The organism is Spiroplasma endosymbiont of Apeira syringaria, from assembly GCF_964020205.1.
GTDB classification, from domain to species: Bacteria; Bacillota_I; Bacilli_A; order Mycoplasmatales; family VBWQ01; genus Spiroplasma_E; species Spiroplasma_E ixodetis_A.
Map to the genome: position 1 here is coordinate 1,487,217 of NZ_OZ026543.1, position 25,048 is coordinate 1,512,264.

General features: G+C 25.2%; 31 protein-coding genes. 13 read left to right on the plus strand and 18 right to left on the minus strand.

Annotation, left to right across the window (positions count from 1 at the left end):
* Nucleotides 1-135 precede the first annotated feature (135 nt).
* Nucleotides 136-1,374, minus strand: a complete 1,239-nt coding sequence (locus AACL02_RS09185; protein WP_281749630.1) for an IS256 family transposase — start codon at nt 1,372-1,374, stop codon at nt 136-138.
* 466 nt (nt 1,375-1,840) lie between these two features.
* Here AACL02_RS09185 and AACL02_RS09190 point away from each other — a divergent pair, with 466 nt between their 5' ends.
* On the plus strand, nt 1,841-2,353 hold the full coding sequence (locus AACL02_RS09190; protein ID WP_339043703.1) for an IS1595 family transposase: 513 nt from the start codon (nt 1,841-1,843) through the stop codon (nt 2,351-2,353).
* Between the two features lie 53 nt (nt 2,354-2,406).
* Here AACL02_RS09190 and AACL02_RS09195 read toward each other — a convergent pair whose 3' ends face one another.
* The 5 genes from AACL02_RS09195 to AACL02_RS09215 form a co-directional block, all read right to left on the minus strand.
* Nucleotides 2,407-3,303, minus strand: a complete 897-nt coding sequence (locus tag AACL02_RS09195; RefSeq protein WP_339041052.1) for a hypothetical protein — start codon at nt 3,301-3,303, stop codon at nt 2,407-2,409.
* Nucleotides 3,303-4,097, minus strand: a complete 795-nt coding sequence (locus AACL02_RS09200; RefSeq protein ID WP_339041054.1) for a hypothetical protein — start codon at nt 4,095-4,097, stop codon at nt 3,303-3,305. The genes AACL02_RS09195 and AACL02_RS09200 overlap by 1 nt, the downstream gene beginning before the upstream one ends.
* Entirely contained in the window at nt 4,066-4,350 is a 285-nt protein-coding gene (locus AACL02_RS09205) for a hypothetical protein (protein ID WP_339041056.1), read from the minus strand. The genes AACL02_RS09200 and AACL02_RS09205 overlap by 32 nt, the downstream gene beginning before the upstream one ends.
* 2 nt (nt 4,351-4,352) lie before the next feature.
* A complete protein-coding gene (locus tag AACL02_RS09210) occupies nt 4,353-5,687 on the minus strand; it encodes a hypothetical protein (RefSeq protein WP_339041058.1) in 1,335 nt (444 codons plus the stop codon).
* A gap of 142 nt (nt 5,688-5,829) precedes the next feature.
* Complete coding sequence (locus tag AACL02_RS09215) at nt 5,830-6,147, minus strand: hypothetical protein (protein ID WP_339041060.1); 318 nt, start codon at nt 6,145-6,147, stop codon at nt 5,830-5,832.
* On the opposite strand from AACL02_RS09215, the gene AACL02_RS09220 reads away from it, so the two are divergent.
* A complete protein-coding gene (locus tag AACL02_RS09220) occupies nt 6,128-6,949 on the plus strand; it encodes an IS1595 family transposase (protein ID WP_339041062.1) in 822 nt (273 codons plus the stop codon). The two genes, AACL02_RS09215 and AACL02_RS09220, sit on opposite strands and share 20 nt — an antisense overlap.
* A gap of 40 nt (nt 6,950-6,989) precedes the next feature.
* Here the strand turns inward: AACL02_RS09220 and AACL02_RS09225 are convergent, their stop codons facing one another.
* On the minus strand, nt 6,990-7,178 hold the full coding sequence (locus tag AACL02_RS09225; protein ID WP_339041064.1) for a hypothetical protein: 189 nt from the start codon (nt 7,176-7,178) through the stop codon (nt 6,990-6,992).
* 237 nt (nt 7,179-7,415) lie between these two features.
* Here AACL02_RS09225 and AACL02_RS09230 point away from each other — a divergent pair, with 237 nt between their 5' ends.
* Nucleotides 7,416-8,231 (plus strand): IS1595 family transposase, encoded by an 816-nt coding sequence (locus tag AACL02_RS09230; RefSeq protein WP_339043704.1) that lies wholly within the window; start codon nt 7,416-7,418, stop codon nt 8,229-8,231.
* A gap of 188 nt (nt 8,232-8,419) precedes the next feature.
* Here the strand turns inward: AACL02_RS09230 and AACL02_RS09235 are convergent, their stop codons facing one another.
* Complete coding sequence (locus AACL02_RS09235) at nt 8,420-8,653, minus strand: hypothetical protein (RefSeq protein ID WP_339041066.1); 234 nt, start codon at nt 8,651-8,653, stop codon at nt 8,420-8,422.
* 121 nt (nt 8,654-8,774) lie between these two features.
* Here AACL02_RS09235 and AACL02_RS09240 point away from each other — a divergent pair, with 121 nt between their 5' ends.
* The 7 genes from AACL02_RS09240 to AACL02_RS09270 all read left to right on the plus strand — a co-directional run bounded on the left by AACL02_RS09240 (nt 8,775) and on the right by AACL02_RS09270 (nt 15,946).
* Nucleotides 8,775-9,917 (plus strand): Mbov_0401 family ICE element transposase-like protein, encoded by a 1,143-nt coding sequence (locus tag AACL02_RS09240; protein ID WP_339041068.1) that lies wholly within the window; start codon nt 8,775-8,777, stop codon nt 9,915-9,917.
* Between the two features lie 414 nt (nt 9,918-10,331).
* The gene (locus tag AACL02_RS09245; protein WP_339041070.1) at nt 10,332-10,853 is read left to right on the plus strand and encodes a hypothetical protein; all 522 of its coding nucleotides are present in this window, start codon (nt 10,332-10,334) and stop codon (nt 10,851-10,853) included.
* A gap of 76 nt (nt 10,854-10,929) precedes the next feature.
* Nucleotides 10,930-11,745, plus strand: coding sequence for an IS1595 family transposase (locus tag AACL02_RS09250; RefSeq protein WP_339043458.1), 816 nt, complete (start codon nt 10,930-10,932; stop codon nt 11,743-11,745).
* A 150-nt stretch (nt 11,746-11,895) separates the two neighbouring features.
* Nucleotides 11,896-12,441, plus strand: coding sequence for a hypothetical protein (locus AACL02_RS09255; RefSeq protein WP_339041072.1), 546 nt, complete (start codon nt 11,896-11,898; stop codon nt 12,439-12,441).
* 324 nt (nt 12,442-12,765) lie between these two features.
* Nucleotides 12,766-13,883, plus strand: a protein-coding gene (locus AACL02_RS09260) for an IS3 family transposase (protein WP_339041074.1) whose coding sequence is annotated in 2 segments (ribosomal slippage) — nt 12,766-13,036 and nt 13,036-13,883 — 1,119 coding nt in all. Because the reading frame shifts where the segments join, the coding sequence is not laid out codon by codon here.
* A gap of 12 nt (nt 13,884-13,895) precedes the next feature.
* Entirely contained in the window at nt 13,896-15,125 is a 1,230-nt protein-coding gene (locus AACL02_RS09265) for an IS256 family transposase (protein WP_339041077.1), read from the plus strand.
* Nucleotides 15,125-15,946 (plus strand): IS1595 family transposase, encoded by an 822-nt coding sequence (locus AACL02_RS09270; protein ID WP_339041079.1) that lies wholly within the window; start codon nt 15,125-15,127, stop codon nt 15,944-15,946. Before AACL02_RS09265 ends, AACL02_RS09270 begins: the two co-directional genes overlap by 1 nt.
* A 134-nt stretch (nt 15,947-16,080) precedes the next feature.
* Here AACL02_RS09270 and AACL02_RS09275 read toward each other — a convergent pair whose 3' ends face one another.
* Together AACL02_RS09275 and AACL02_RS09280 are read right to left on the minus strand one after the other, a co-directional pair.
* Nucleotides 16,081-17,001, minus strand: coding sequence for an IS3 family transposase (locus AACL02_RS09275; RefSeq protein WP_339043705.1), 921 nt, complete (start codon nt 16,999-17,001; stop codon nt 16,081-16,083).
* On the minus strand, nt 16,923-17,129 hold the full coding sequence (locus AACL02_RS09280; RefSeq protein WP_339041081.1) for a hypothetical protein: 207 nt from the start codon (nt 17,127-17,129) through the stop codon (nt 16,923-16,925). Before AACL02_RS09280 ends, AACL02_RS09275 begins: the two co-directional genes overlap by 79 nt.
* Between AACL02_RS09280 and AACL02_RS09285 the strand changes: the two genes are divergently transcribed.
* Together AACL02_RS09285 and AACL02_RS09290 are read left to right on the plus strand one after the other, a co-directional pair.
* Entirely contained in the window at nt 17,110-17,541 is a 432-nt protein-coding gene (locus AACL02_RS09285) for a hypothetical protein (RefSeq protein ID WP_339041083.1), read from the plus strand. The two genes, AACL02_RS09280 and AACL02_RS09285, sit on opposite strands and share 20 nt — an antisense overlap.
* Entirely contained in the window at nt 17,492-17,764 is a 273-nt protein-coding gene (locus tag AACL02_RS09290; RefSeq protein WP_339040631.1) for a transposase, read from the plus strand. Before AACL02_RS09285 ends, AACL02_RS09290 begins: the two co-directional genes overlap by 50 nt.
* Nucleotides 17,765-17,804: 40 nt before the next feature.
* Here the strand turns inward: AACL02_RS09290 and AACL02_RS09295 are convergent, their stop codons facing one another.
* The 4 genes from AACL02_RS09295 to AACL02_RS09305 all read right to left on the minus strand — a co-directional run bounded on the left by AACL02_RS09295 (nt 17,805) and on the right by AACL02_RS09305 (nt 20,760).
* Nucleotides 17,805-17,981: a transposase gene (locus tag AACL02_RS09295; protein WP_339041085.1), complete on the minus strand. Its 177-nt coding sequence runs from the start codon at nt 17,979-17,981 to the stop codon at nt 17,805-17,807.
* Between the two features lie 29 nt (nt 17,982-18,010).
* A complete protein-coding gene (locus AACL02_RS09300; protein WP_422397853.1) occupies nt 18,011-19,210 on the minus strand; it encodes an IS256 family transposase in 1,200 nt (399 codons plus the stop codon).
* A gap of 254 nt (nt 19,211-19,464) precedes the next feature.
* Entirely contained in the window at nt 19,465-19,869 is a 405-nt protein-coding gene (locus AACL02_RS12535; RefSeq protein WP_422397854.1) for a hypothetical protein, read from the minus strand.
* 3 nt (nt 19,870-19,872) lie between these two features.
* Entirely contained in the window at nt 19,873-20,760 is an 888-nt protein-coding gene (locus tag AACL02_RS09305) for a hypothetical protein (RefSeq protein ID WP_339041089.1), read from the minus strand.
* 180 nt (nt 20,761-20,940) lie between these two features.
* Between AACL02_RS09305 and AACL02_RS09310 the strand changes: the two genes are divergently transcribed.
* Nucleotides 20,941-21,297 (plus strand): hypothetical protein, encoded by a 357-nt coding sequence (locus AACL02_RS09310; RefSeq protein WP_339041091.1) that lies wholly within the window; start codon nt 20,941-20,943, stop codon nt 21,295-21,297.
* 110 nt (nt 21,298-21,407) lie between these two features.
* Here AACL02_RS09310 and AACL02_RS09315 read toward each other — a convergent pair whose 3' ends face one another.
* The 4 genes from AACL02_RS09315 to AACL02_RS09330 all read right to left on the minus strand — a co-directional run bounded on the left by AACL02_RS09315 (nt 21,408) and on the right by AACL02_RS09330 (nt 25,007).
* Entirely contained in the window at nt 21,408-22,223 is an 816-nt protein-coding gene (locus AACL02_RS09315; RefSeq protein WP_339043706.1) for an IS1595 family transposase, read from the minus strand.
* A 107-nt stretch (nt 22,224-22,330) separates the two neighbouring features.
* Nucleotides 22,331-22,630, minus strand: a complete 300-nt coding sequence (locus AACL02_RS09320) for a hypothetical protein (RefSeq protein WP_339041093.1) — start codon at nt 22,628-22,630, stop codon at nt 22,331-22,333.
* A gap of 13 nt (nt 22,631-22,643) precedes the next feature.
* A complete protein-coding gene (locus tag AACL02_RS09325; protein WP_281749445.1) occupies nt 22,644-23,498 on the minus strand; it encodes a bifunctional 5,10-methylenetetrahydrofolate dehydrogenase/5,10-methenyltetrahydrofolate cyclohydrolase in 855 nt (284 codons plus the stop codon).
* 21 nt (nt 23,499-23,519) lie between these two features.
* Nucleotides 23,520-25,007: a TrkH family potassium uptake protein gene (locus tag AACL02_RS09330; RefSeq protein WP_339041095.1), complete on the minus strand. Its 1,488-nt coding sequence runs from the start codon at nt 25,005-25,007 to the stop codon at nt 23,520-23,522.
* Nucleotides 25,008-25,048: the final 41 nt, after the last annotated feature.

Sequence of the window (25,048 nt, forward strand, 5' to 3'; positions counted from 1 at the left end):
ATCATTTTGCATTTGTAAAGAAATTATTATTCTATCATTAACTTTATCTCAATACAAAGATTGAATATCAGGATTTAACTCACCATATAAAAAGAGGCTTTTTAATAATCTGTGTATCTTTGTTTTACAAAGTTACTAATTTAGATTAATTCTGTCTTCAAATTTTATCATAAAATGAGCAATTGCTGTATTTCAATTTTGAATAGGCAATGTTCATTTTTTTGTTATATTTTCAATTGCCAAGTAAAATATTTTGAAAACTGCCATATCATTAGGAAAAACTTTTTTATTTCTGATGATTTTTCGTAATTGACTATTAACAGATTCAATAGCATTTGTAGTATAAATCACTCTTTTGATTTCTACTGGATAACTAATAAAAACCATTAAATTATCTCAATTTTTATATCAAGATTTAGTAATTTGAGGATATTGTTTATTTCATTTACTTTCAAACGATTCTAAAGCTTGCATTGCTTGTTCTTCACTACATGCACTATAAATTGGTTTTAAATCTGCAACTAGACCTTTTCGATGTTTGTATGAAACATATTTTAAACTATTTCTAATTTGATGAACAATGCATAATTGATGTTCTGTTTTAGGATAAACTGATTGTATTGCTTCTGACATGCCTGTTAAATTATCACTACAAGCAATAAGAATATCATTTAAGCCACGATTTTTCATTTCTGTGAAATTAGATAATCAAAACTTAGAACCTTCATTTTCACTAATTCATAATCCTAAAACATCTTTTTTGCCTTCTAAATCAACTCCTAATGCTATATAAACTGATTTGTTAATAATCCGTTTATCTTGTCGTACTTTAACTACTATACAATCAAAATAAACAATAGGATAAATACTTTCTAATGGTCGATTTTGTCATGCTTTAACATCATCAATAACATCATCAGTAATTTGACTAATAACACTTTCGCTAATATCAGCACCATGATATAACTCTTGCAACTGCATTCTAATGTCAGATAATGTCATTCCTTTTGCATACAAGGAAAGAACTTGTTGATCAAAACCATCAAATCTTCTTTGCCTTTTAGGAACTATTACAGGAGTAAAATTACTATTGCGATCTCTTGGTACATCAATTTCAATTTTACCTTGTTGAGTTATTAATTTTTTTGAACTTGTACCATTACGAGCATTTTCAGTAGTACTATGTTGATTTTTTTCATATCCTAAATAATTTTGCATTTCAGAATTCAACATTTTTTCAACTAATCTTTTTGTTAATTCTTTATATAAACCGCCAGGTTTAAAAACTGTTGTTAAATCTTCAGTATTTTCTAGTAATAAATCTACTGCTTTTGATATTGGATCATTATTATTAAAGTTATCTTTTTTAGCCATCTGTAACTCACTCTTTCTAGTCATTTAATTATATTTACTAGAATTAATTAAACATAGTTATTTTTGTAAGTTACACAGATTACTAAACATTTCCAGAATTTCTTTTAATTTTTATATATTTACGGACTTCTCCCCACATGTACTTGTGGAGGGAATAATGAAACTGAATGAATTCAACAATGCTTTTCAAACTGAACAGCAATGTCTTGCATATATAGCAAATTTGAAAGAAAACAAATGTATTAGGTGTTTTAGTTTTAATTTGAATACTTCTGATTTAAAAAGAATGAGATGTTTAAAATGTAATCAAACATTTAGCATTCTCACAGGCACCATATTTTCAAGGTCACAAACATCTTTAACATCTTGGTTTTATCTTATCTTTAGATGAATAAACACCAAACATGGAATTCCATCAACAGATATTGCAAAAGAATTGGGAGTGACTTTGAAAACTGCTTGAAGAATGACTCATAAAATCAGAACACGTATTGCAAAACAAAAACCTCAATTTATTGTTGAAGGTACAGTGCAAATTGATGAAATGTATCTTTCACATATGGGTTTTAAAAAACAAGGAAGATCCTTGGTGAATAAAACCTTGATTGTTGGCATTTATCAAAAAACAACCAATAATTTAATTGTGAAAGTATTGAAAAACGCAAAGAGTAAAAATCTTTTGCAGTTTGCAAAAAACCACATTTCTTCAAAATGTCTTGTATATACTGATTCTTGAAAAGTATATTGCGATTTTAAATCAGTTTTCACTAAGCATGAAACAGTTAACCATCAAGATGGCTATGTTTCAAAAATTGGTGTAAATACCAACCAAATTGAATCAGTTTGAAAACATATAAGAAGAACATTTAAAACACATATCAAAGTTGCAAAACATCATGTTCATTTATATGCTAAAGAAGCTGCATATAAATTCAACAAGATACCTAGTTTTGAAACTGTAATTCTATGTTTGATTTAAAAATGTGGGGAGAAGTCCGTAGATAGGCTTTTCTCAGCATTTATGTGATAAAACTAAAATAGTACATAAAGGGAGAAAAGCCTATATTTATTTGTATGTAAATAATTTTTTAATAATTGTTTTCTTTCATATCTTCATTGATTACTTCCTATTTCATTTTTAGATAAAGTTTTATATTCTTTTAATTTAAAAAAACCTTTTTCTAATCTATTAATAAAATTCATAGTTTTTTGTACATTAATATTATTAGGATAAATTACTTTAGTATCTTGTGAACCATAATATTTACCTTTTTTTGCTAATTCACTTTTAACATATTTTCTTAATTGACTTGGTAATCATTTTCTATTTCAAAATTTTCAAAATATTGTTCCAGCACCAGAACCATTTTTACCTTTAGCTTGTGTCATTAATATTCATATTTCTTGTGGAAATGTTGGATAATTATATGGACCATATCATATTTGTCTTTTATCATTATCACTTTGAAATAACGTAGTTAAAGTTCCAATTTTTAAATTTTTATTATCAACAATAAATCTTCCTTTTTTAAATCATGAACTTGATAATACTTCTCATGCATTTTCTGGTATTTCTTCTTCATTTTCTTTAAATAAATTATTAAATTTATTAACATAATTTTTAACAGTTCTAATTTCTGTTGGCATAATAGAATTTTTCAAACTATTTATTGGATTTTTAAATTTATTAATTTCATTTTGTAATATAGATAATTCACTTGGTTTTAATATACTTGTTAATTTTTTAAGTATATTTGGATTAAAAACACTATATGGTTGATGTATTTCTTTTTCACTAATATTTTCACTATCAAATACTGCTTTTAATGATTGATTTTTATAATAATTTTTTAAAGCATTTATTAATGCTAATTTAATATCATTACTTGCTAATGCATAATATATTCATTCAATAATTAAAGGTAACATTATAAACTCATATGATTATAATCTCAATTTAATGAAGCATTATCATGATTTAATGGTACTTCGCTCATATTATCACTACCATATTGACTAGATGTTTCACTATTAATAGTAAATCTATTATCATTAATTAATCTTGCAGTTTCATTATTAAATGGTGTTTCTTGCATTTCTTGAATATGATTTGTAGTTTCCATAGGTAGTAAATTATGGATTATTTCACTTGCACCAGCAACTATGGTAGGTACTGCATAAGCATTATTAAAATCATTATTTATCCCCATTGCAACACCACTTGAAATTAAACAACCACCAGTAGCCATATTACAAATCTTTCTTATTGCTTCAAATTTATTAGGTATTAACTCAGTTAAACCACTAATAAGATTTGAAATACCATAAGCATTTAAACTAATATATGTATCTCAATCCATTAAATTATTAGTATTATTTTTCATTAATAATAAATCATCAGGAAATGGATTAGGATTTGGATTAATTGAATTAGTAGTAAATTTAGCATAATTTGCTAAACCAATTGTTCCTAAACCTAATAATATTTTTTTACTACTATTAATTAATTTACTTTTAGTTGTTGGTCTTTGATTTAAATTTCATATATCTAAACCTAATTTTTTACCAAATAATAAACTATTAATTGAACCTAATAGTGAATTGTTCATTACTTGACCATAATAAGCACTTATACCTATCATTGCTGATAATGGACTAATTGAAGAACGAATTATTTTTAATAAAGTATAATTATTTGATTGTACAATGGTGTCATTTGGCATTTTTATTAACTCCTTCTACATTAGTTTGTTTTTCTATTTTAATTATTACTTTACCTTCACAATGTATATTATCTCCAACACATATTGCATAACTATCATGTACATCACTTACTATAAAATAATCATTTCTTAATTTAGGATATTCATCTAATAAAATTGCTCTAATATCATTACTTGTAGTTAAATCTTCTGGCTTTGGTGAATAAATAGTAATATGTGCTTTTTCATCAAAATATTTATAAATATATTCCATAATTATTTTTTAGAAAATTTTAATTCTATTTCTTCAATATAATCTTTATCATTACCAGTCATAGTAGCACTTGTTGATGTAATATTACTAAATGTTGCTTTACCTTTTTCATAACCACGATTACCAGCATTTATTATTGCAGTTTCTAATTCATCATTAGTAGGAGTTATTCCTGTCATAGTTATTTTTCCTAAATTTTTAAAATAAATTAAATCATTTAAACTAATTCTAAAATCATCAAAATCAGCAATTTTAAATGTTACTGGTGATTTTTCTCTTTCTGCTGGAGTTAATTTAATTCAATTAGTTCAACAACGTTTTTGTGCTTCTTTAATTTCATCAGCAGTTGGCATTTTTTCCATAATAATAAATGATAATCAACCACGAATTGCTGTTGTTATACCATAAAGTGCTTTACCTAATGTTTTTTGATTTAATGTATTATTATCAATTAAATTAACAATTTTTTGAAAACTATTAGGTTGTGCAAATGCATTTCTATGTACAAAAACTCCTAATACTTTTTTTAAATCAAATGTTTTTTCTAAATGTAAACCAGTTTTAGTATCTTTAACCATATCTTTATTTAAAAACATATGTTTATATAAAAACATACCAAATACTGATTGTTTATATAATTGACCACTTGCTACAGTATCTGCTGCAATTTGACCATAATTTAATCTTAAATATGCTTTTGTTAATTGTAACATTGGAGTAAATCCTAATGCACCAATAAAATCACTTACATTTGTACCAATTTCAGTTTCAGTTATATTTCCTAATAATTCATTCATTTTATCTCCAATTTGATAAAATGCTGCTTTTGCTGTATCTTCTGTCATTTCTAACATATTAATAGGAATTACTTGTGATTTAGCAATACAATAATCTTTAATACCTTGCAAAAAAATACATTCTTGTATAAATAAATAATTTCTTAATGCACTTTCTGCTCATATTGATAACATATTTGCTTTTAAAGGAATTGGACTTGACATAAATCTATTCATATCAAAATCTTCAGTTCTTCAATCAATAACTAATATTTGGTCTAAAATAACACTAGTTGTTCTTAATGTTGTTCATTGTTTATCTGTACCAGTCATAACATCATATTTTGAACCTCAACGTAAACGTTCAGCAATACGATAATATGCTTCTACTGCTCCAGGTATTTCACTTATTTGTTCTGCAACTGCACTTGCTTTTAAAAACATCATACTTTCATCATTATAAAGTATACCTTTTACTTGTGCTTCCATAGCAGTTAACATTGCTTTATTTCCATTATTACCACCAGTAATTAAACCAGTTGGAACTTGTGGAATAGCCATAATATCTCTCCTTTTGAGAAATATTTAATTATTTACTAAATAAAAATTCTAAAAATTTAATCATTTCTTGTTTAGTTTTTGCACCAACAACTTCTGTATTTTTTAATAATTCTTCATTTTTAGATGTAATATTATTATCTAATTAAAAAAGTGTTTTTGGATTAAAAAACTCTTGTTTAGATTCTTCATTTTTAATAATTTCTTGTTTTTTAATTTCTTTATTATGTAAATTATTATTAAATATTTCTGCATAATCTTCTTTTATTTTATTTAAAGCTTCTGCTTTTGATAAATTATTATATTTAGAAGTTATTAATAATTTAGACATTTCTTTTTGTTTATCTGTAAAACCATTAAATAATTTTTCTTCTTCATATATATTTACTTTATTTTCATATTCTTTTACGGACTTCTCCCCACATGTACTTGTGGAGGGAATAATGAAACTGAATGAATTCAAAAATGCTTTTCAAACTGAACAGCAATGTCTTGCATATATAGCAAATTTGAAAGAAAACAAATGTATTAGGTGTTTTAGTTTTAATTTGAATACTTCTGATTTAAAAAGAATGAGATGTTTAAAATGTAATCAAACATTTATCATTCTCACAGGCACCATATTTTCAAGGTCACAAACATCTTTAACATCTTGGTTTTATCTTATCTTTAGATGAATAAACACCAAACATGGAATTCCATCAACAGATATTGCAAAAGAATTGGGAGTGACTTTGAAAACTGCTTGAAGAATGACTCATAAAATCAGAACACGTATTGCAAAACAAAAACCTCAATTTATTGTTGAAGGTACAGTGCAAATTGATGAAATGTATCTTTCACATATGGTTTTTAAAAAACAAGGAAGATCCTTGGTGAATAAAACCTTGATTGTTGGCATTTATCAAAAAACAACCAATAATTTAATTGTGAAAGTATTGAAAAACGCAAAGAGTAAAAATCTTTTGCAGTTTGCAAAAAACCACATTTCTTCAAAATGTCTTGTATATACTGATTCTTGAAAAGGATATTGCGATTTTAAATCAGTTTTCACTAAGCATGAAACAGTTAACCATCAAGATGGCTATGTTTCAAAAATTGGTGTAAATACCAACCAAATTGAATCAGTTTGAAAACATATAAGAAGAACATTTAAAACACATATCAAAGTTGCAAAACATCATGTTCATTTATATGCTAAAGAAGCTGCATATAAATTCAACAAGATACCTAGTTTTGAAACTGTAATTCTATGTTTGATTTAAAAATGTGGGGAGAAGTCCGTAGATAGGCTTTTCTCAGCATTTATGTGATAAAATTAAAATAGTACATAAAGGGAGAAAAGCCTTCTTTTAATTTTGTTTCATATTCACTTAATTTAGGTTCAATATTTTTTTTACTTTCAGCATATACTACATTTCTATGTTGTTTTAGTAAATTTTTAACATCATCTAAACTATAATTCTCTTTTTCATCAAAAGTAAAATCACTCATACTTTTAATCTCCCTTTTATTAAATTTTAATAATTCACTTGTTAATAGGTCACTTTTATATATGTTAATTTAACATATTCACTTTAATGTATTATATCATTTTTACCATTTAAAATAAAGAAAAAAACCTATATTTATTATAGATTTTTAATCATTATTTTCTATTTTTCTAGGTTCACAAATATTAATAATTATACGGACTTCTCCCCACATGTACTTGTGGAGGGAATAATGAAACTGAATGAATTCAACAATGCTTTTCAAACTGAACAGCAATGTCTTGCATATATAGCAAATTTGAAAGAAAACAAATGTATTAGGTGTTTTAGTTTTAATTTGAATACTTCTGATTTAAAAAGAATGAGATGTTTAAAATGTAATCAAACATTTAGCATTCTCACAGGCACCATATTTTCAAGGTCACAAACATCTTTAACATCTTGGTTTTATCTTATCTTTAGATGAATAAACACCAAACATGGAATTCCATCAACAGATATTGCAAAAGAATTGGGAGTGACTTTGAAAACTGCTTGAAGAATGACTCATAAAATCAGAACACGTATTGCAAAACAAAAACCTCAATTTATTGTTGAAGGTACAGTGCAAATTGATGAAATGTATCTTTCACATATGGGTTTTAAAAAACAAGGAAGATCCTTGGTGAATAAAACCTTGATTGTTGGCATTTATCAAAAAACAACCAATAATTTAATTGTGAAAGTATTGAAAAACGCAAAGAGTAAAAATCTTTTGCAGTTTGCAAAAAACCACATTTCTTCAAAATGTCTTGTATATACTGATTCTTGAAAAGGATATTGCGATTTTAAATCAGTTTTCACTAAGCATGAAACAGTTAACCATCAAGATGGCTATGTTTTAAAAATTGGTGTAAATACCAACCAAATTGAATCAGTTTGAAAACATATAAGAAGAACATTTAAAACACATATCAAAGTTGCAAAACATCATGTTCATTTATATGCTAAAGAAGCTGCATATAAATTCAACAAGATACCTAGTTTTGAAACTGTAATTCTATGTTTGATTTAAAAATGTGGGGAGAAGTCCGTAGATAGGCTTTTCTCAGCATTTATGTGATAAAATTAAAATAGTACATAAAGGGAGAAAAGCCTAATTATATTACTTTGTGTAGTATTATCATCTTCATTAATATCAAATTCATTTGGATAACTAACTTGTCAATGTTTATAAATTAATTCTGGTTTTACTAATGATTTTTATAACATATGAGTTGAAATTATTGCTCTTGCATTATCATAATCTTTAATAAATTTTTTACGTCATGGATTACTTCTACGTCGGCAATCATAAACAAATTTTCTATCAATTCCAAGTGCATTATTTAATCCTTGTGGTGTTAATATAACTTTCTTGGTTCTTAAATAATTATCAATTTGAGTTTTATAATTAACACTTAATTTTTCACCATATTTTTTCTCTTTTTCTGGCATATTATCACCTTATTTTAAAACATATATATTTAATTATATCATTTTACAATTATCATATTTCCAAACTTTTTTTCTAAAATTATTATAATCAAAATCATAAATTAAGAAAGGAAATAATATTATGAATTTTCTTAATAATGAACTTAATTATGATGAACTTGATAATCAAATTAAAAATAATGGTTTAAATTATTTAACAAATCTATTAAAAGCATATGATGATTTTTGATATCAAAATATATATGATAAAACTAAATATAAATATGTTAAAACTGCTCCAAGAAGTCCAAATACTCAATATGGCAAAATAAATTATTTTTATCGTAGAGGTTATTTAATATTAGAAACTAATAAATATTATTATCCTTTAGATGATTATATAAAACTTAAAAAAAGAAAAAGAACACTTACTAGTTTAGAACATACAATAATAAAAAATTCAGGTAATGGTAAAAGACAATCTGATGTACAAGATATAATAAAAAATACTAATTTTTCTAAAACATATATGACTAATGTAATGAAAAATGCAGTAATAAATGTTGAAAAAATAAAAGAAAAAAAAGTAGTTTTATCAAATGAAAAATTATTTGTAAATATGGATGATTGTTTTATTTCATCATTATTTAATAATAAAAAACAAAAAAATCGTATTCGTACAATTAGTGCAAATAAAGGTAAAGATTTAGAAAAATCTACTAAAAATAGAAATGTTTTAAAAGATAAAAAAATTACTTATATGAAAACTAAAAATGGTCAAAGAATTAAAAAACAAGAATTTATTAATAAAATTTATGAATTTCTTGATTTACAATATATTTATAATAAAAGTAATTTAGTATTTATTGGTGATGGTGCGCCTTGAATTAAAACTTCTGCTAAAAATGAAAATATTCCTTATGTAATTGATAGACATCATGCATTTAAAGCACTTAAAAAAGGATTTATTTTTAATAGAAAAATAGATAATAAAAAATTAACAAATGCATATGATTTATTTGTTAATGGTGAATATTATCAATTATTAAATTTTTTAAAAGAAAATAAAGTTGATGAACAAATATATAAATATTTTAAAAATAATAAAGAAAGTGTTATAAATCAAAAAGAAAATTGAAATCAAGGAGTTTGTGCTGAAAGTGATGTTTCACATTTAGTTAAATCTTTAAAAGGATATGGTGCAAAAATTTATAATGATAAAGTACTTAATAATATGCTTATAATTAATTCAGCAAGAATTAATAAATTAAATCTTTTACTTTAATATTTTAAAAACTTAATAAATCTTAAACCTAAATAGTTAGGAATTTTAGTTTTAAAATAATTAAAGTGTATACACTAAAAAACTTGTAAAATAATATAAAATAGTATATAATGTAAATACAATTAAATAATTTAATGTTGTCTTTTATTTAAAGAAAATTAAATTATAACTATTAACTTTACTCACCCTAATAATGATTTAGATGTACTAATTAATCAAGATAATAAAAATATTTCTTTAATAGCAAAAAGTAATAGTCACTTTCAAGGGAAAATAGATATTTTAAATAAGCCAGTAGAATTTTCGGATATTTTTTATGAACAAAATCTTGGAAAAATTTATTTTAATACTGATATGTATGAAAAAAGCACATTCTTACATCCAACAAGTCAATTTGGGAGATTTGCAACAGTTATGGAATATTTAGGAAATCGTAATAAATTAATAAAATTTTATGAAAATGAGATTACATTTGCTTTAACTAGTTCAGCATTAAAAATATATGAGTTAAGTTTTCCCAATTTTAATAATGAAGGAAAGATTGAATTTAGTTTTGCAATTGAAAATATTATGAATTATTGATCATTTAAAGCAAACTTTTTACCATTACCAACAGAAAATAATCGAGTTTTTATTAACTACCAAGGTAAACAACCAAAAAATGATGAAGAAATTGATATTAAGTTAGAAGGATTATATACAGAAAATAATAAAAATAAATTATTTTATGATGTTGTAGTAAAAACACTTGGTAAAAAATTTGCTGATAAGTATAAAGATATTTTATATAATGAATTTCTTATTGAGGGTTTTAATAAAAAATTAAAAACTGCAAAAATAACTCCTAAACCAGGATCAAAAATATTTGCTTTTTCAACAAAAGTATCAGAAAGTTATACAGAAGTCCTTTATTATAAGTTAAATATTTCATGATAACATAATTAAATTAATATAAATCCCTAATTATTTAACGGACTTCTCCCCACATGTACTTGTGGAGGGAATAATGAAACTGAATGAATTCAACAATGCTTTTCAAACTGAACAGCAATGTCTTGCATATATAGCAAATTTGAAAGAAAACAAATGTATTAGGTGTTTTAATTTTAATTTGAATACTTCTGATTTAAAAAGAATGAGATGTTTAAAATGTAATCAAACATTTAGCATTCTCACAGGCACCATATTTTCAAGGTCACAAACATCTTTAACATCTTGGTTTTATCTTATCTTTAGATGAATAAACACCAAACATGGAATTCCATCAACAGATATTGCAAAAGAATTGGGAGTGACTTTGAAAACTGCTTGAAGAATGACTCATAAAATCAGAACACGTATTGCAAAACAAAAACCTCAATTTATTGTTGAAGGTACAGTGCAAATTGATGAAATGTATCTTTCACATATGGGTTTTAAAAAACAAGGAAGATCCTTGGTGAATAAAACCTTGATTGTTGGCATTTATCAAAAAACAACCAATAATTTAATTGTGAAAGTATTGAAAAACGCAAAGAGTAAAAATCTTTTGCAGTTTGCAAAAAACCACATTTCTTCAAAATGTCTTGTATATACTGATTCTTGAAAAGGATATTGCGATTTTAAATCAGTTTTCACTAAGCATGAAACAGTTAACCATCAAGATGGCTATGTTTCAAAAATTGGTGTAAATACCAACCAAATTGAATCAGTTTGAAAACATATAAGAAGAACATTTAAAACACATATCAAAGTTGCAAAACATCATGTTCATTTATATGCTAAAGAAGCTGCATATAAATTCAACAAGATACCTAGTTTTGAAACTGTAATTCTATGTTTGATTTAAAAATGTGGGGAGAAGTCCGTAGATAGGCTTTTCTCAGCATTTATGTGATAAAATTAAAATAGTACATAAAGGGAGAAAAGCCTTATTTAAATATAGATTCAGGAGATAAAGTTATGAGAAAAATAATTAGATTTTTTTTTAAATTATATTTTGGTTAGTGCAACAACAATAAATGTTATTGCTTGTAGGTGAGGTTGTACTAATAATGATTATGATTTTGCTGATGAAAATGAGCAAGATATTTCTGGTAATTATATTGTTCCTGATATAAATAAGAGAATTAATAAAGTAGTAAGTGATCGCATAAATTTTTTTGAAGGCGAAGATGTGGCTAGTTTAAAACAATTATATTTAAAAAATTCGCAAAATTGATTTAGTAAAACTAGTAAAAAATTAAACTTTGTTACTAATTTAGAAGAAAAAATTCAATATCAGGCAAAAAAAGAGTCGATTAATGAATTTAACTTGTTAGCAAATAATAAGAGTAATTTTACAGACTTTTCTGATTTACAAAATCAAATTAATACTACTAATCTTGGCAAAACTTATACAAATGTTAATTGGGATACATTAATTAATTCATCTACAATAAATGCTACTGAAAAAGCAGAGATAAAAGATAAATTAGTTCTATTTTATAATATATTTGCACAAATTTATGGCAAAAAAATGTTCTTAAACTTTTATATCGAGTAGCTAAAATTAATAAAATGGTTTATTTGGCTTTGTTAAATCTGGTTATGTTTATGATTCACAATTTCAAAATTATTCATTAGTTCAAGTTATGGCAATAAATCCAAATTCTCTTAGTAAAAGAACTCAATATTGGCAATATGTTAGAGAAATGTTTAGTAATCTGTGTAACTTACAAAAATAACTATGTTTAATTAATTCTAGTAAATATAATTAAATGACTAGAAAGAGTGAGTTACAGATGGCTAAAAAAGATAACTTTGGATGGGTTACACTTTATTGGACACTAATTACATAGACAAGTGAACAAAGAAAGGAACTATAATTATGGCCAATATTAACTCATATACCGATGAATTTAAAAAACAAATAGTAGCTTTATATCAAAGTGGCAAATCAGTATCTTGCCTTGTTAAAGAATATAATGTTACAAGAGCAGCTACTTACAATTGAATTAAGCAATTTACTAATTCATGTAGTTTTAAAACTAAAGATAATCGTTCTGTTGAAGAAAATGAAATAATTAAATTAAGAAAAGAATTAAAACAATTAAGAATGGAAAATGATATTTTAAAGCAAGCAGCACTAATAATAGGCAGAAAGTAGAGATTATTGCAAATAATAAATCTAAATATAAAATTCGCACAATGTGTAATTTTTTAAAACTCTCTAAATCAACATATTATTTTAATTTAAAGAAAAAAAATAAAATTCAAAATAATATTTATGAACAAGCTGTTATTAGTGCTTTTAAAAAAAATAAAGAAGTTTATGGTACTAGAAGATTAAAAGTCATTCTAGAAAACCAAGAAATTTATTTATCAAGACGAAAAATTAAAGAAATTATGAATAAACATAATTTAATATCAAAATACACTAAATTATCATTCAAAAATTATCATAATAAAGTCAATGATAGTCAAATAACCAATCTTGTTAATAGAAACTTTAATAATAGAGTTAAAAATGAAGTTATTGTTAGTGATTTAACTTATGTTCAAGTAAATGGTAAGTGAAACTATATTTGTTTATTAATTGACCTATTTAACCGCGAAATAATTGGACATAGTGTAGGTACTAAAAAAGATGCATCATTAGTATATCAAGCATTTATGAACTCAAATCGCTGTTTAAAAGATATTCAAATATTTCATAGTGATCGCGGTAATGAATTTAATAATAAAATTATTGATAAACTTTTACTAGCATTCAATATTAATCGCTCTTTAAGCAAAAAAGGTTGTCCTTATGATAACGCTGTTGCTGAAGCAACCTTTAAAACTTTCAAAACCGAATTTATTAATGATAAAAATTTTACATCATTAATCCAATTAAAATTAGAATTATTTGATTACATCAATTGATATAACAACATAAGAATTCACGGCACTTTAAACTACTTAACTCCAGTTAATTATCAAAAACAAATGTCTACCAAAAAATAGTCCTAAAAAGGGTTGCCATTCCACTTTAATAATAATGATCCAATATCAAAAGCAGTAGATTTATTACTAGAAAATACTGAATATTTAACAACAGTTTTTAAACCTGGCGGTTTATATAAAGAATTAACAAAAAGATTAGTTGAAAAAATGTTGAATTCTGAAATGCAAAATTATTTAGGATATGAAAAAAATCAACATAGTACTACTGAAAATGCTCGTAATGGTACAAGTTCAAAAAAATTAATAACTCAACAAGGTAAAATTGAAATTGATGTACCAAGAGATCGCAATAGTAATTTTACTCCTGTAATAGTTCCTAAAAGGCAAAGAAGATTTGATGGTTTTGATCAACAAGTTCTTTCCTTGTATGCAAAAGGAATGACATTATCTGACATTAGAATGCAGTTGCAAGAGTTATATCATGGTGCTGATATTAGTGAAAGTGTTATTAGTCAAATTACTGATGATGTTATTGATGATGTTAAAGCATGACAAAATCGACCATTAGAAAGTATTTATCCTATTGTTTATTTTGATTGTATAGTAGTTAAAGTACGACAAGATAAACGGATTATTAACAAATCAGTTTATATAGCATTAGGAGTTGATTTAGAAGGCAAAAAAGATGTTTTAGGATTATGAATTAGTGAAAATGAAGGTTCTAAGTTTTGATTATCTAATTTCACAGAAATGAAAAATCGTGGCTTAAATGATATTCTTATTGCTTGTAGTGATAATTTAACAGGCATGTCAGAAGCAATACAATCAGTTTATCCTAAAACAGAACATCAATTATGCATTGTTCATCAAATTAGAAATAGTTTAAAATATGTTTCATACAAACATCGAAAAGGTCTAGTTGCAGATTTAAAACCAATTTATAGTGCATGTAGTGAAGAACAAGCAATGCAAGCTTTAGAATCGTTTGAAAGTAAATGAAATAAACAATATCCTCAAATTACTAAATCTTGATATAAAAATTGAGATAATTTAATGGTTTTTATTAGTTATCCAGTAGAAATCAAAAGAGTGATTTATACTACAAATGCTATTGAATCTGTTAATAGTCAATTACGAAAAATCATCAGAAATAAAAAAGTTCTTCCTAATGATATGGCAGTTTTCAAAATATTTTACTTGGCAATTGAAAATATAACAAAAAAATGAACATTGCCTATTCAAAATTGAAATACAGCAATTGCTCATCGGACTTCTCCCCACATGTACTTGTGGAGGGAATAATGAAACTGAATGAATTCAACAATGCTTTTCAAACTGAACAGCAATGTCTTGCATATATAGCAAATTTGAAAGAAAACAAATGTATTAGGTGTTTTAATTTTAATTTGAATACTTCTGATTTAAAAAGAATGAGATGTTTAAAATGTAATCAAACATTTAGCATTCTCACAGGCACCATATTTTCAAGGTCACAAACATCTTTAACATCTTGGTTTTATCTTATCTTTAGATGAATAAACACCAAACATGGAATTCCATCAACAGATATTGCAAAAGAATTGGGAGTGACTTTGAAAACTGCTTGAAGAATGACTCATAAAATCAGAACACGTATTGCAAAACAAAAACCTCAATTTATTGTTGAAGGTACAGTGCAAATTGATGAAATGTATCTTTCACATATGGGTTTTAAAAAACAAGGAAGATCATTGGTGAATAAAACCTTGATTGTTGGCATTTATCAAAAAACAACCAATAATTTAATTGTGAAAGTATTGAAAAACGCAAAGAGTAAAAATCTTTTGCAGTTTGCAAAAAACCACATTTCTTCAAAATGTCTTGTATATACTGATTCTTGAAAAGGATATTGCGATTTTAAATCAGTTTTCACTAAGCATGAAACAGTTAACCATCAAGATGGCTATGTTTCAAAAATTGGTGTAAATACCAACCAAATTGAATCATTTTGAAAACATATAAGAAGAACATTTAAAACACATATCAAAGTTGCAAAACATCATGTTCATTTATATGCTAAAGAAGCTGCATATAAATTCAACAAGATACCTAGTTTTGAAACTGTAATTCTATGTTTGATTTAAAAATGTGGGGAGAAGTCCGTAGATAGGCTTTTCTCAGCATTTATGTGATAAAATTAAAATAATACATAAAATGAGCAATTGCTGTATTTCAATTTTGAATAGGCAATGTTCTGGAATGGCAACCTTTTTTAGGACTATTTTTTGGTAGACATTTGTTTTTGATAATTAACTGGAGTTAAGTATTTTAAAGTGCCGTGAATTCTTATGTTGTTATATCAATTGATGTAATCAAATAATTCTAATTTTAATTGGATTAATGATGTAAAATTTTTATCATTAATAAATTCGGTTTTGAAAGTTTTAAAGGTTGCTTCAGCAACAGCGTTATCATAAGGACAACCTTTTTTGCTTAAAGAGCGATTAATATTGAATGCTAGTAAAAGTTTATCAATAATTTTATTATTAAATTCATTACCGCGATCACTATGAAATATTTGAATATCTTTTAAACAGCGATTTGAGTGCATAAATGCTTGATATACTAATGATGCATCTTTTTTAGTACCTACACTATGTCCAATTATTTCGCGGTTAAATAGGTCAATTAATAAACAAATATAGTTTCACTTACCATTTACTTGAACATAAGTTAAATCACTAACAATAACTTCATTTTTAACTCTATTATTAAAGTTTCTATCAACAAGATTGTTTATTGGACTATCGTTAACTTTGTTATTATGATTTTTGTATGATAATTTAGTGTATTTTGATATTAAATTATGTTTATTCATAATTTCTTTAATTTTTCTTCTTGATAAATAAATTTCTTGGTTTTCTAGAATGACTTTTAATCTTCTAGTACCATAAACTTCTTTATTTTCTTTAAAAGCACTAATAACAGCTTCATCATAAATATTATTTTTGATTTTATTTTCTTTTTTCTTTAAATTAAAATAATATGTTGATTTAGAGAGTTTTAAAAAATGACACATTGTGCGAATTTTATATTTAGATTTATTATTTGCAATAATCTCTACTTTCTGCCTATTATTAGTGCTGCTTGCTTTAAAATATCATTTTCCATTCTTAATTGTTTTAATTCTTTTCTTAATTTAATTAATTCATTTTCTTCAACAGAACGATTATCTTTAGTTTTAAAACTACCTGAATTAGTAAATTGCTTAACGGACTTCTCCCCACATGTACTTGTGGAGGGAATAATGAAACTGAATGAATTCAAAAATGCTTTTCAAACTGAACAGCAATGTCTTGCATATATAGCAAATTTGAAAGAAAACAAATGTATTAGGTGTTTTAATTTTAATTTGAATACTTCTGATTTAAAAAGAATGAGATGTTTAAAATGTAATCAAACATTTAGCATTCTCACAGGCACCATATTTTCAAGGTCACAAACATCTTTAACATCTTGGTTTTATCTTATCTTTAGATGAATAAACACCAAACATGGAATTCCATCAACATATATTGCAAAAGAATTGGGAGTGACTTTGAAAACTGCTTGAAGAATGACTCATAAAATCAGAACACGTATTGCAAAACAAAAACCTCAATTTATTGTTGAAGGTACAGTGCAAATTGATGAAATGTCTTGTATATACTGATTCTTGAAAAGGATATTGCGATTTTAAATCAGTTTTCACTAAGCATGAAACAGTTAACCATCAAGATGGCTATGTTTCAAAAATTGGTGTAAATACCAACCAAATTGAATCAGTTTGAAAACATATAAGAAGAACATTTAAAACACATATCAAAGTTGCAAAACATCATGTTCATTTATATGCTAAAGAAGCTGCATATAAATTCAACAAGATACCTAGTTTTGAAACTGTAATTCTATGTTTGATTTAAAAATGTGGGGAGAAGTCCGTAGATAGGCTTTTCTCAGCATTTATGTGATAAAATTAAAATAGTACATAAAGGGAGAAAAGCCTTGCTTAATTCAATTGTAAGTAGCTGCTCTTGTAACATTATATTCTTTAGCAAGGCAAGATACTGATTTGCCACTTTGATATAAAGCTACTATTTGTTTTTTAAATTCATCGGTATATGAGTTAATATTGGCCATAATTATAGTTCCTTTCTTTGTTCACTTGTCTACGTAATTAGTGTCCAATAAAGTGTAACCCATCCAGTTCATTTTTTTGTTATATTTTCAATTGCCAAGTAAAATATTTTGAAAACTGCCATATCATTAGGAAAAACTTTTTTATTTCTGATGATTTTTCGTAATTGACTATTAACAGATTCAATAGCATTTGTAGTATAAATCACTCTTTTGATTTCTACTGGATAACTAATAAAAACCATTAAATTATCTCAATTTTTATATCAAGATTTAGTAATTTGAGGATATTGTTTATTTCATTTACTTTCAAACGATTCTAAAGCTTGCATTGCTTGTTCTTCACTACATGCACTATAAATTGGTTTTAAATCTGCAACTAGACCTTTTCGATGTTTGTATGAAACATATTTTAAACTATTTCTAATTTGATGAACAATGCATAATTGATGTTCTGTTTTAGGATAAACTGATTGTATTGCTTCTGACATGCCTGTTAAATTATCACTACAAGCAATAAGAATATCATTTAAGCCACGATTTTTCATTTCTGTGAAATTAGATAATCAAAACTTAGAACCTTCATTTTTACTAATTCATAATCCTAAAACATCTTTTTTGCCTTCTAAATCAACTCCTAATGCTATATAAACTGATTTGTTAATAATCCGTTTATCTTGTCGTACTTTAACTACTATACAATCAAAATAAACAATAGGATAAATACTTTCTAATGGTCGATTTTGTCATGCTTTAACATCATCAATAACATCATCAGTAATTTGACTAATAACACTTTCACTAATATCAGCACCATGATATAACTCTTGCAACTGCATTCTAATGTCAGATAATGTCATTCCTTTTGCATACAAGGAAAGAACTTGTTGATCAAAACCATCAAATCTTCTTTGCCTTTTAGGAACTATTACAGGAGTAAAATTACTATTGCGATCTCTTGGTACATCAATTTCAATTTTACCTTGTTGAGTTATTAATTTTTTTGAACTTGTACCATTACGAGCATTTTCAGTAGTACTATGTTGATTTTTTTCATATCCTAAATAATTTTGCATTTCAGAATTCAACATTTTTTCAACTAATCTTTTTGTTAATTCTTTATATAAACCGCCAGGTTTAAAAACTGTTGTTAAATCTTCAGTATTTTCTAGTAATAAATCTACTGCTTTTGATATTGGATCATTATTATTAAAGTTATCTTTTTTAGCCATCTGTAACTCACTCTTTCTAGTCATTTAATTATATTTACTAGAATTAATTAAACATAGTTATTTTTGTAAGTTACACAGATTACTAAACATTTCCTAAGTTACACAGATTACTAAACATTTCCATGATTTATTTGTCATAATCAAAAGTTTTTGATTTGTTCTTGTGTGAGTGCTTGTATTTGTCCTTCAGTAAGTGCTTGTTTTTGTTCTTTGTTAAGTACGTTTATTTGTCAAGGTGTAAATGATTGTATTTGTTATTTCTCAAAAAATGATATTTGTTGTTCTGTTAGTGCTTTGATTTGTCAAGATATTAACTTTTGTATTTGTTCAATTGTTAGTGCTTGTATTTGTTCTGCTGATAATTCTTTAATTTTTTGGTTTGTGAGTGCTTGTATTTGTTCAGTTGTCAGTGAAATAACTTGTTCTTTTGTGAGTGTTTGTATTTGTTCTTTGTTAAGTACGTTTATTTGTCAAGGTGTAAATTTTTCTATTTGTTCTGGTTCAAATTTTGGTATTTGTTCTTTTGTAAATGATTTTATTTGTCATAATCAAAAGTTTTTGATTTGTTCTTGTGTGAGTATTTGAATTTGCTCACTTGTAAGTGCTTGTATTTGTTTTGTTGTGAGTGCTTGTATTTGTTGAGTTGTAAAGCTTTGTATTTGTTATTGTGTTAGTGCTTTGATTTGTTTTTCTGTAAGTGCTTGGATTTGTATTTTTGTAAATGCCGGTATTTGTTCTTTGGTAAATGCTTGTATTTGGTTTGTTGAAAATGTTTGAATTTGATATGATCAAAAGTTTTTAATTTGTTGTGTTATGAGTGCTTGTATTTGTATTTTTGTAAGTTTTTCAATTTCTTTTTCTTTAAATAGCGGAATAGGTATTTCTTTATGTTTTAAAATATAATCAGTATGGTTTTTATTAACGTAGTTTATTAGACAACATGTTTTGAGAATTTTTTCAAATTCTAGCTTATTATTTATTATTTTTCTTGTTTCATTTAATTGTTTACCTATAAAAATTAAAGAATTTTCATTGTAGGGTTTTAATTTTCTTGATTCAAACTCTTCTTGATAAATATTATGATAGTGTTGTAAGTCACTTGAATCCATAATTCTTGCTTGTCCGATAATATATTTTAAAGGGTTACTATCAAAAAACATAGATTCAGCAGCAAATCCAGCTAAATCAATTCGTAATAAGGTATATAAGTCATTATCACTTATATTTTTAATTTGATTTAAAGGTGTAAGTTCATCAGATATTGTTCTTCCAAGGTATTGGGAATCTGAACTAATATATTCTAACTTTTGAAATTTATTTTTAAATTTAGAATCTAAAATCATTGTTGTATGTCCTGCTTCATGAATACAAGTAATATCTTGATCATTAGATTGTGTACAATCTGTAATAGATATATTTTTAGGTTTTCAATCTTTAATATTTTCTTTATTATAAATTATTTTAGCATTAATATTTTGAAGTTGATTATTAAAAAGTGGCGTGATTAATAATCATAATTTAAATCAATAATTTGGATTAAAATATTTCATATTTTTGTACTCCTTTTTAAATGTAAAAAAACTCATTTACTTTTAAAATAAAAGCAATGAGTTAAAATTTATAATTTAGTTTCTAATTATTTTTATAACAAATTTTATAATTTTTACATACAATATGATTTATTTTTGATTTAGTGCTTTAATGATTTATATTAATTTAAAAAGTTAAATATGATTGTAAATAAAAGTGCTAAAATTGAAATAAATATTGAAATAAATGATGATCAATTTCTTTTTCATCAATTAGAATTTTTATATTCAAAACCTTTAGTAGTAATTTCAGTTTCAGTTTCAACATATTTTATTGTAATTTCATGGTTTCCTTTAAATAATAGTTCTTTTATTAAAGAGTCTGATGAATTTCTAAAAGTAAAACGTAATTTTTTATTTAAAGAAACTTCTTTATTTAAAGTGTCTTTATCTGTTCATCAATATCCAACATCGCTAAATTCTTCTCAATCTTTTTCAAAGGAAGAAATATTGAAATTATTTTTTTCTATTTTTGAAGTTCAAACTCTTACAACATAAATATTATTTTTTGATATTAAATTATTTTGGCTTTTCTCCCTTTATGTACTATTTTAATTTTATCACATAAATGCTGAGAAAAGCCTATCTACGGACTTCTCCCCACATTTTTAAATCAAACATAGAATTACAGTTTCAAAACTAGGTATCTTGTTGAATTTATATGCAGCTTCTTTAGCATATAAATGAACATGATGTTTTGCAACTTTGATATGTGTTTTAAATGTTCTTCTTATATGTTTTCAAACTGATTCAATTTGGTTGGTATTTACACCAATTTTTGAAACATAGCCATCTTGATGGTTAACTGTTTCATGCTTAGTGAAAACTGATTTAAAATCGCAATATCCTTTTCAAGAATCAGTATATACAAGACATTTTGAAGAAATGTGGTTTTTTGCAAACTGCAAAATATTTTTACTCTTTGCGTTTTTCAATACTTTCACAATTAAATTATTGGTTGTTTTTTGATAAATGCCAACAATCAAGGTTTTATTCACCAAGGATCTTCCTTGTTTTTTAAAACCCATATGTGAAAGATACATTTCATCAATTTGCACTGTACCTTCAACAATAAATTGAGGTTTTTGTTTTGCAATACGTGTTCTGATTTTATGAGTCATTCTTCAAGCAGTTTTCAAAGTCACTCCCAATTCTTTTGCAATATCTGTTGATGGAATTCCATGTTTGGTGTTTATTCATCTAAAGATAAGATAAAACCAAGATGTTAAAGATGTTTGTGACCTTGAAAATATGGTGCCTGTGAGAATGCTAAATGTTTGATTACATTTTAAACATCTCATTCTTTTTAAATCAGAAGTATTCAAATTAAAATTAAAACACCTAATACATTTGTTTTCTTTCAAATTTGCTATATATGCAAGAAATTGCTGTTCAGTTTGAAAAGCATTTTTGAATTCATTCAGTTTCATTATTCCCTCCACAAGTACATGTGGGGAGAAGTCCGATTATTTTTTAAAAGAAATAAGTTTTGATTAAGTTTATTAATAAAATCATTAGTTTTTAAATTATATTAAGTGTTAATATTTATATATTTTTTACTTAAAATATAATCTCAAGCAAAATTATTCATTCCTTTTATTCAATCATCATATAATTTTTGTGTATTAACTTCTATTTTAAAAATAATAGTATTATTTTCATTATGTATTTGATAATCTGAATAATTTTCAGGTTTTAAAAAATGTAAATGACTATCAAAATAAACACTATTTGTTGAAATAGTTTCTTTTAAAAACTTAAATTTTAATAATTCTAAATTATTTTTTTCAATATTATTTAATCTTTTTTTAATCCAATTTTTCTTTAACATTTAATTTTCCAATTTAATTATATTTATTATTTAATTGATAGCAAATCATTAAATTTTCTAATAACATGGCAATAGTCATTGGTCCAACACCACCAGGCACAGGAGTAATTGCTGAAGCGGTATTTTTCATTATTTCAAAATTAATATCACCAACAACTTTTTTTTCTTTACCTTGATAATTAATTGCTACATCAATAATAACAACATCACGTTTAACTTGACTACTATTAATAATATTATAGACACCAGTAGCACTACAAATGATATCAGCTTCTTTAGTATAAATAGTTAAGTCTTTGGTTAATTTATGAACAATGCTAACAGTTGCTCCCATATTAGTTAATGATAAAGCCAATGGTTTACCAACAATATTACTATCGTTAATGATAGTAATATTTTGTTTAGAAATGGGAATTTGATAGTGATTTAGTAATTTTAAAATACCTTTTACTGTACAAGGCAACATTGCTTTTTTATCACCTTGTAATAATTTTCCGGCATTAATATTTGTTAAACCATCAACATCTTTATTAATAGTAATGCTATTAATAATTGCTAATGTATCTAAATGTTTTGGTAGTGGTAATTGTACTAAAATTCCATCAATATTATTGTCACTATTTAATTGTTCAATTTTATTAATTATTTCTTTTTGTGTTACTGTTGTTGTTAGTGAAAATACTTGTCCATCAATACCACATTCTTGACATGCTTTAATTTTAGTTCGTACGTACATTTGTGATGCTAAATCTTCACCAATAATTATTACTGCTAGTTTAGGTTTGCGATTAGTAATAGTTATTACTTGTGATTTAATTTTTGCTTTAATTTGCTGGGCAATTATTTTACCATCTAAAATTTTTATCATATGTGTTCACCGTTTCTTAATTTATCCAATTAATACGTTTTCTTCAACTCTACTTATCGTTGGTTTTGATTTACGATCACTTCAAGCAAGAACAGTAGTTGATACTCCTAATTGTCCCACAAACATGACAAAAATTAAACTAAGTTGACTAAAAATACCTAATTTGGAATTATCAAATAATGAAAGTCCTGTTGTTCCAAAAGCACTTGAAACATCAAAAATTACTTGTGCAAAGGTCATATCAGAATTATCTGTTAAAAAAACATTTTCAATTGTGATAATCATTACTGATACAAAAACTAAAATAAAACCAAGTGTACCGACTATAAATGACATACGAACAGTTTTATTAGGAATTTTACGCTTGAATACAAAAACATCATTACGGCCACGTGCAATATTAAAAATTGTTAAAAGAATAATTGCTAAAGTTGTCGTTCTAATTCCTCCGGCAGTACTTGCTGGTGAAGAACCAATTCACATCATTAATGATTGAATCATTTGTGAGGCAAGGTGAAATTTATTTAAGTCAACTGTATAGTATCCAGCATTTCTTGTTGACATTGTATTAAAAAAAACAGCCATAATTGCATCAGATGTCGATAAATTTTTAAAAATGGGCTCTTGCCTTGACGGAGTTATGACATTACGTGAAAAATATTCAATAAACATAACACTACTAACACCCAATATCGCAACTAAAAAATATGTTATTAATGTTAGTTTAGTGAATAAACTAAATCTAAATTTTTTACCATGAGTTTTACTTTTAATTCAATGATATAAATCATAATAAACAGGAAAACCAATACCACCAATTACAAATTCAATAATAAAAATTCACTGCACAAAATAATCACTCTGAAAAGGTTCTAATGAAGTTATACCAACTATATCAAATCCAGCATTATTAACAGCAGAAATTGAGTGGAAAATTCCCGATCATAATGCTAATAGTATGTGATTATAGTAACCTGTATTATTGTTTAGACCATATTCTATTCCTGAGATAGGCACAAAATAAAAATATAAAAATAAAACAATTGCTCCTAAACATTCAGTAATTGTCATAACAATAATACCAATTTTTAATACATCAATAGTCTTTCCTAATTTATTAGAACCACGTTCACCTTGCATTAGTAATCTTTCTCTTAAACTGGTATGTCGATTAAATACAAATAAGGATAATATTGCTAGTTTAACTGTAATTAAACCAATACCACCAAATTTAATTAAAATTAAAATAATAAATTGACCAAAGAAAGTAAAATCATTAGCAGTACTTTTTACTGTTAAACCAGTGTCAGAAAACGCACTACTAGCAGTAAAAAGGGCAGGCAAAAAGTTTCATTGTCCTTTTGTTGTGGCAATTGGTGTCATTAAAAGTATTGTTCAAACTAATAAAGTGAAAAAATATAAATTAAACATTTGTCGGGGACGGGTTTTACCAACAAAAATAATTTTAAAAATATTTTTTACACTACGATAATTAACCTTAGATAGCATCAAAAAACTCCTAAAATAACATTTTCTTTTATTATTATACT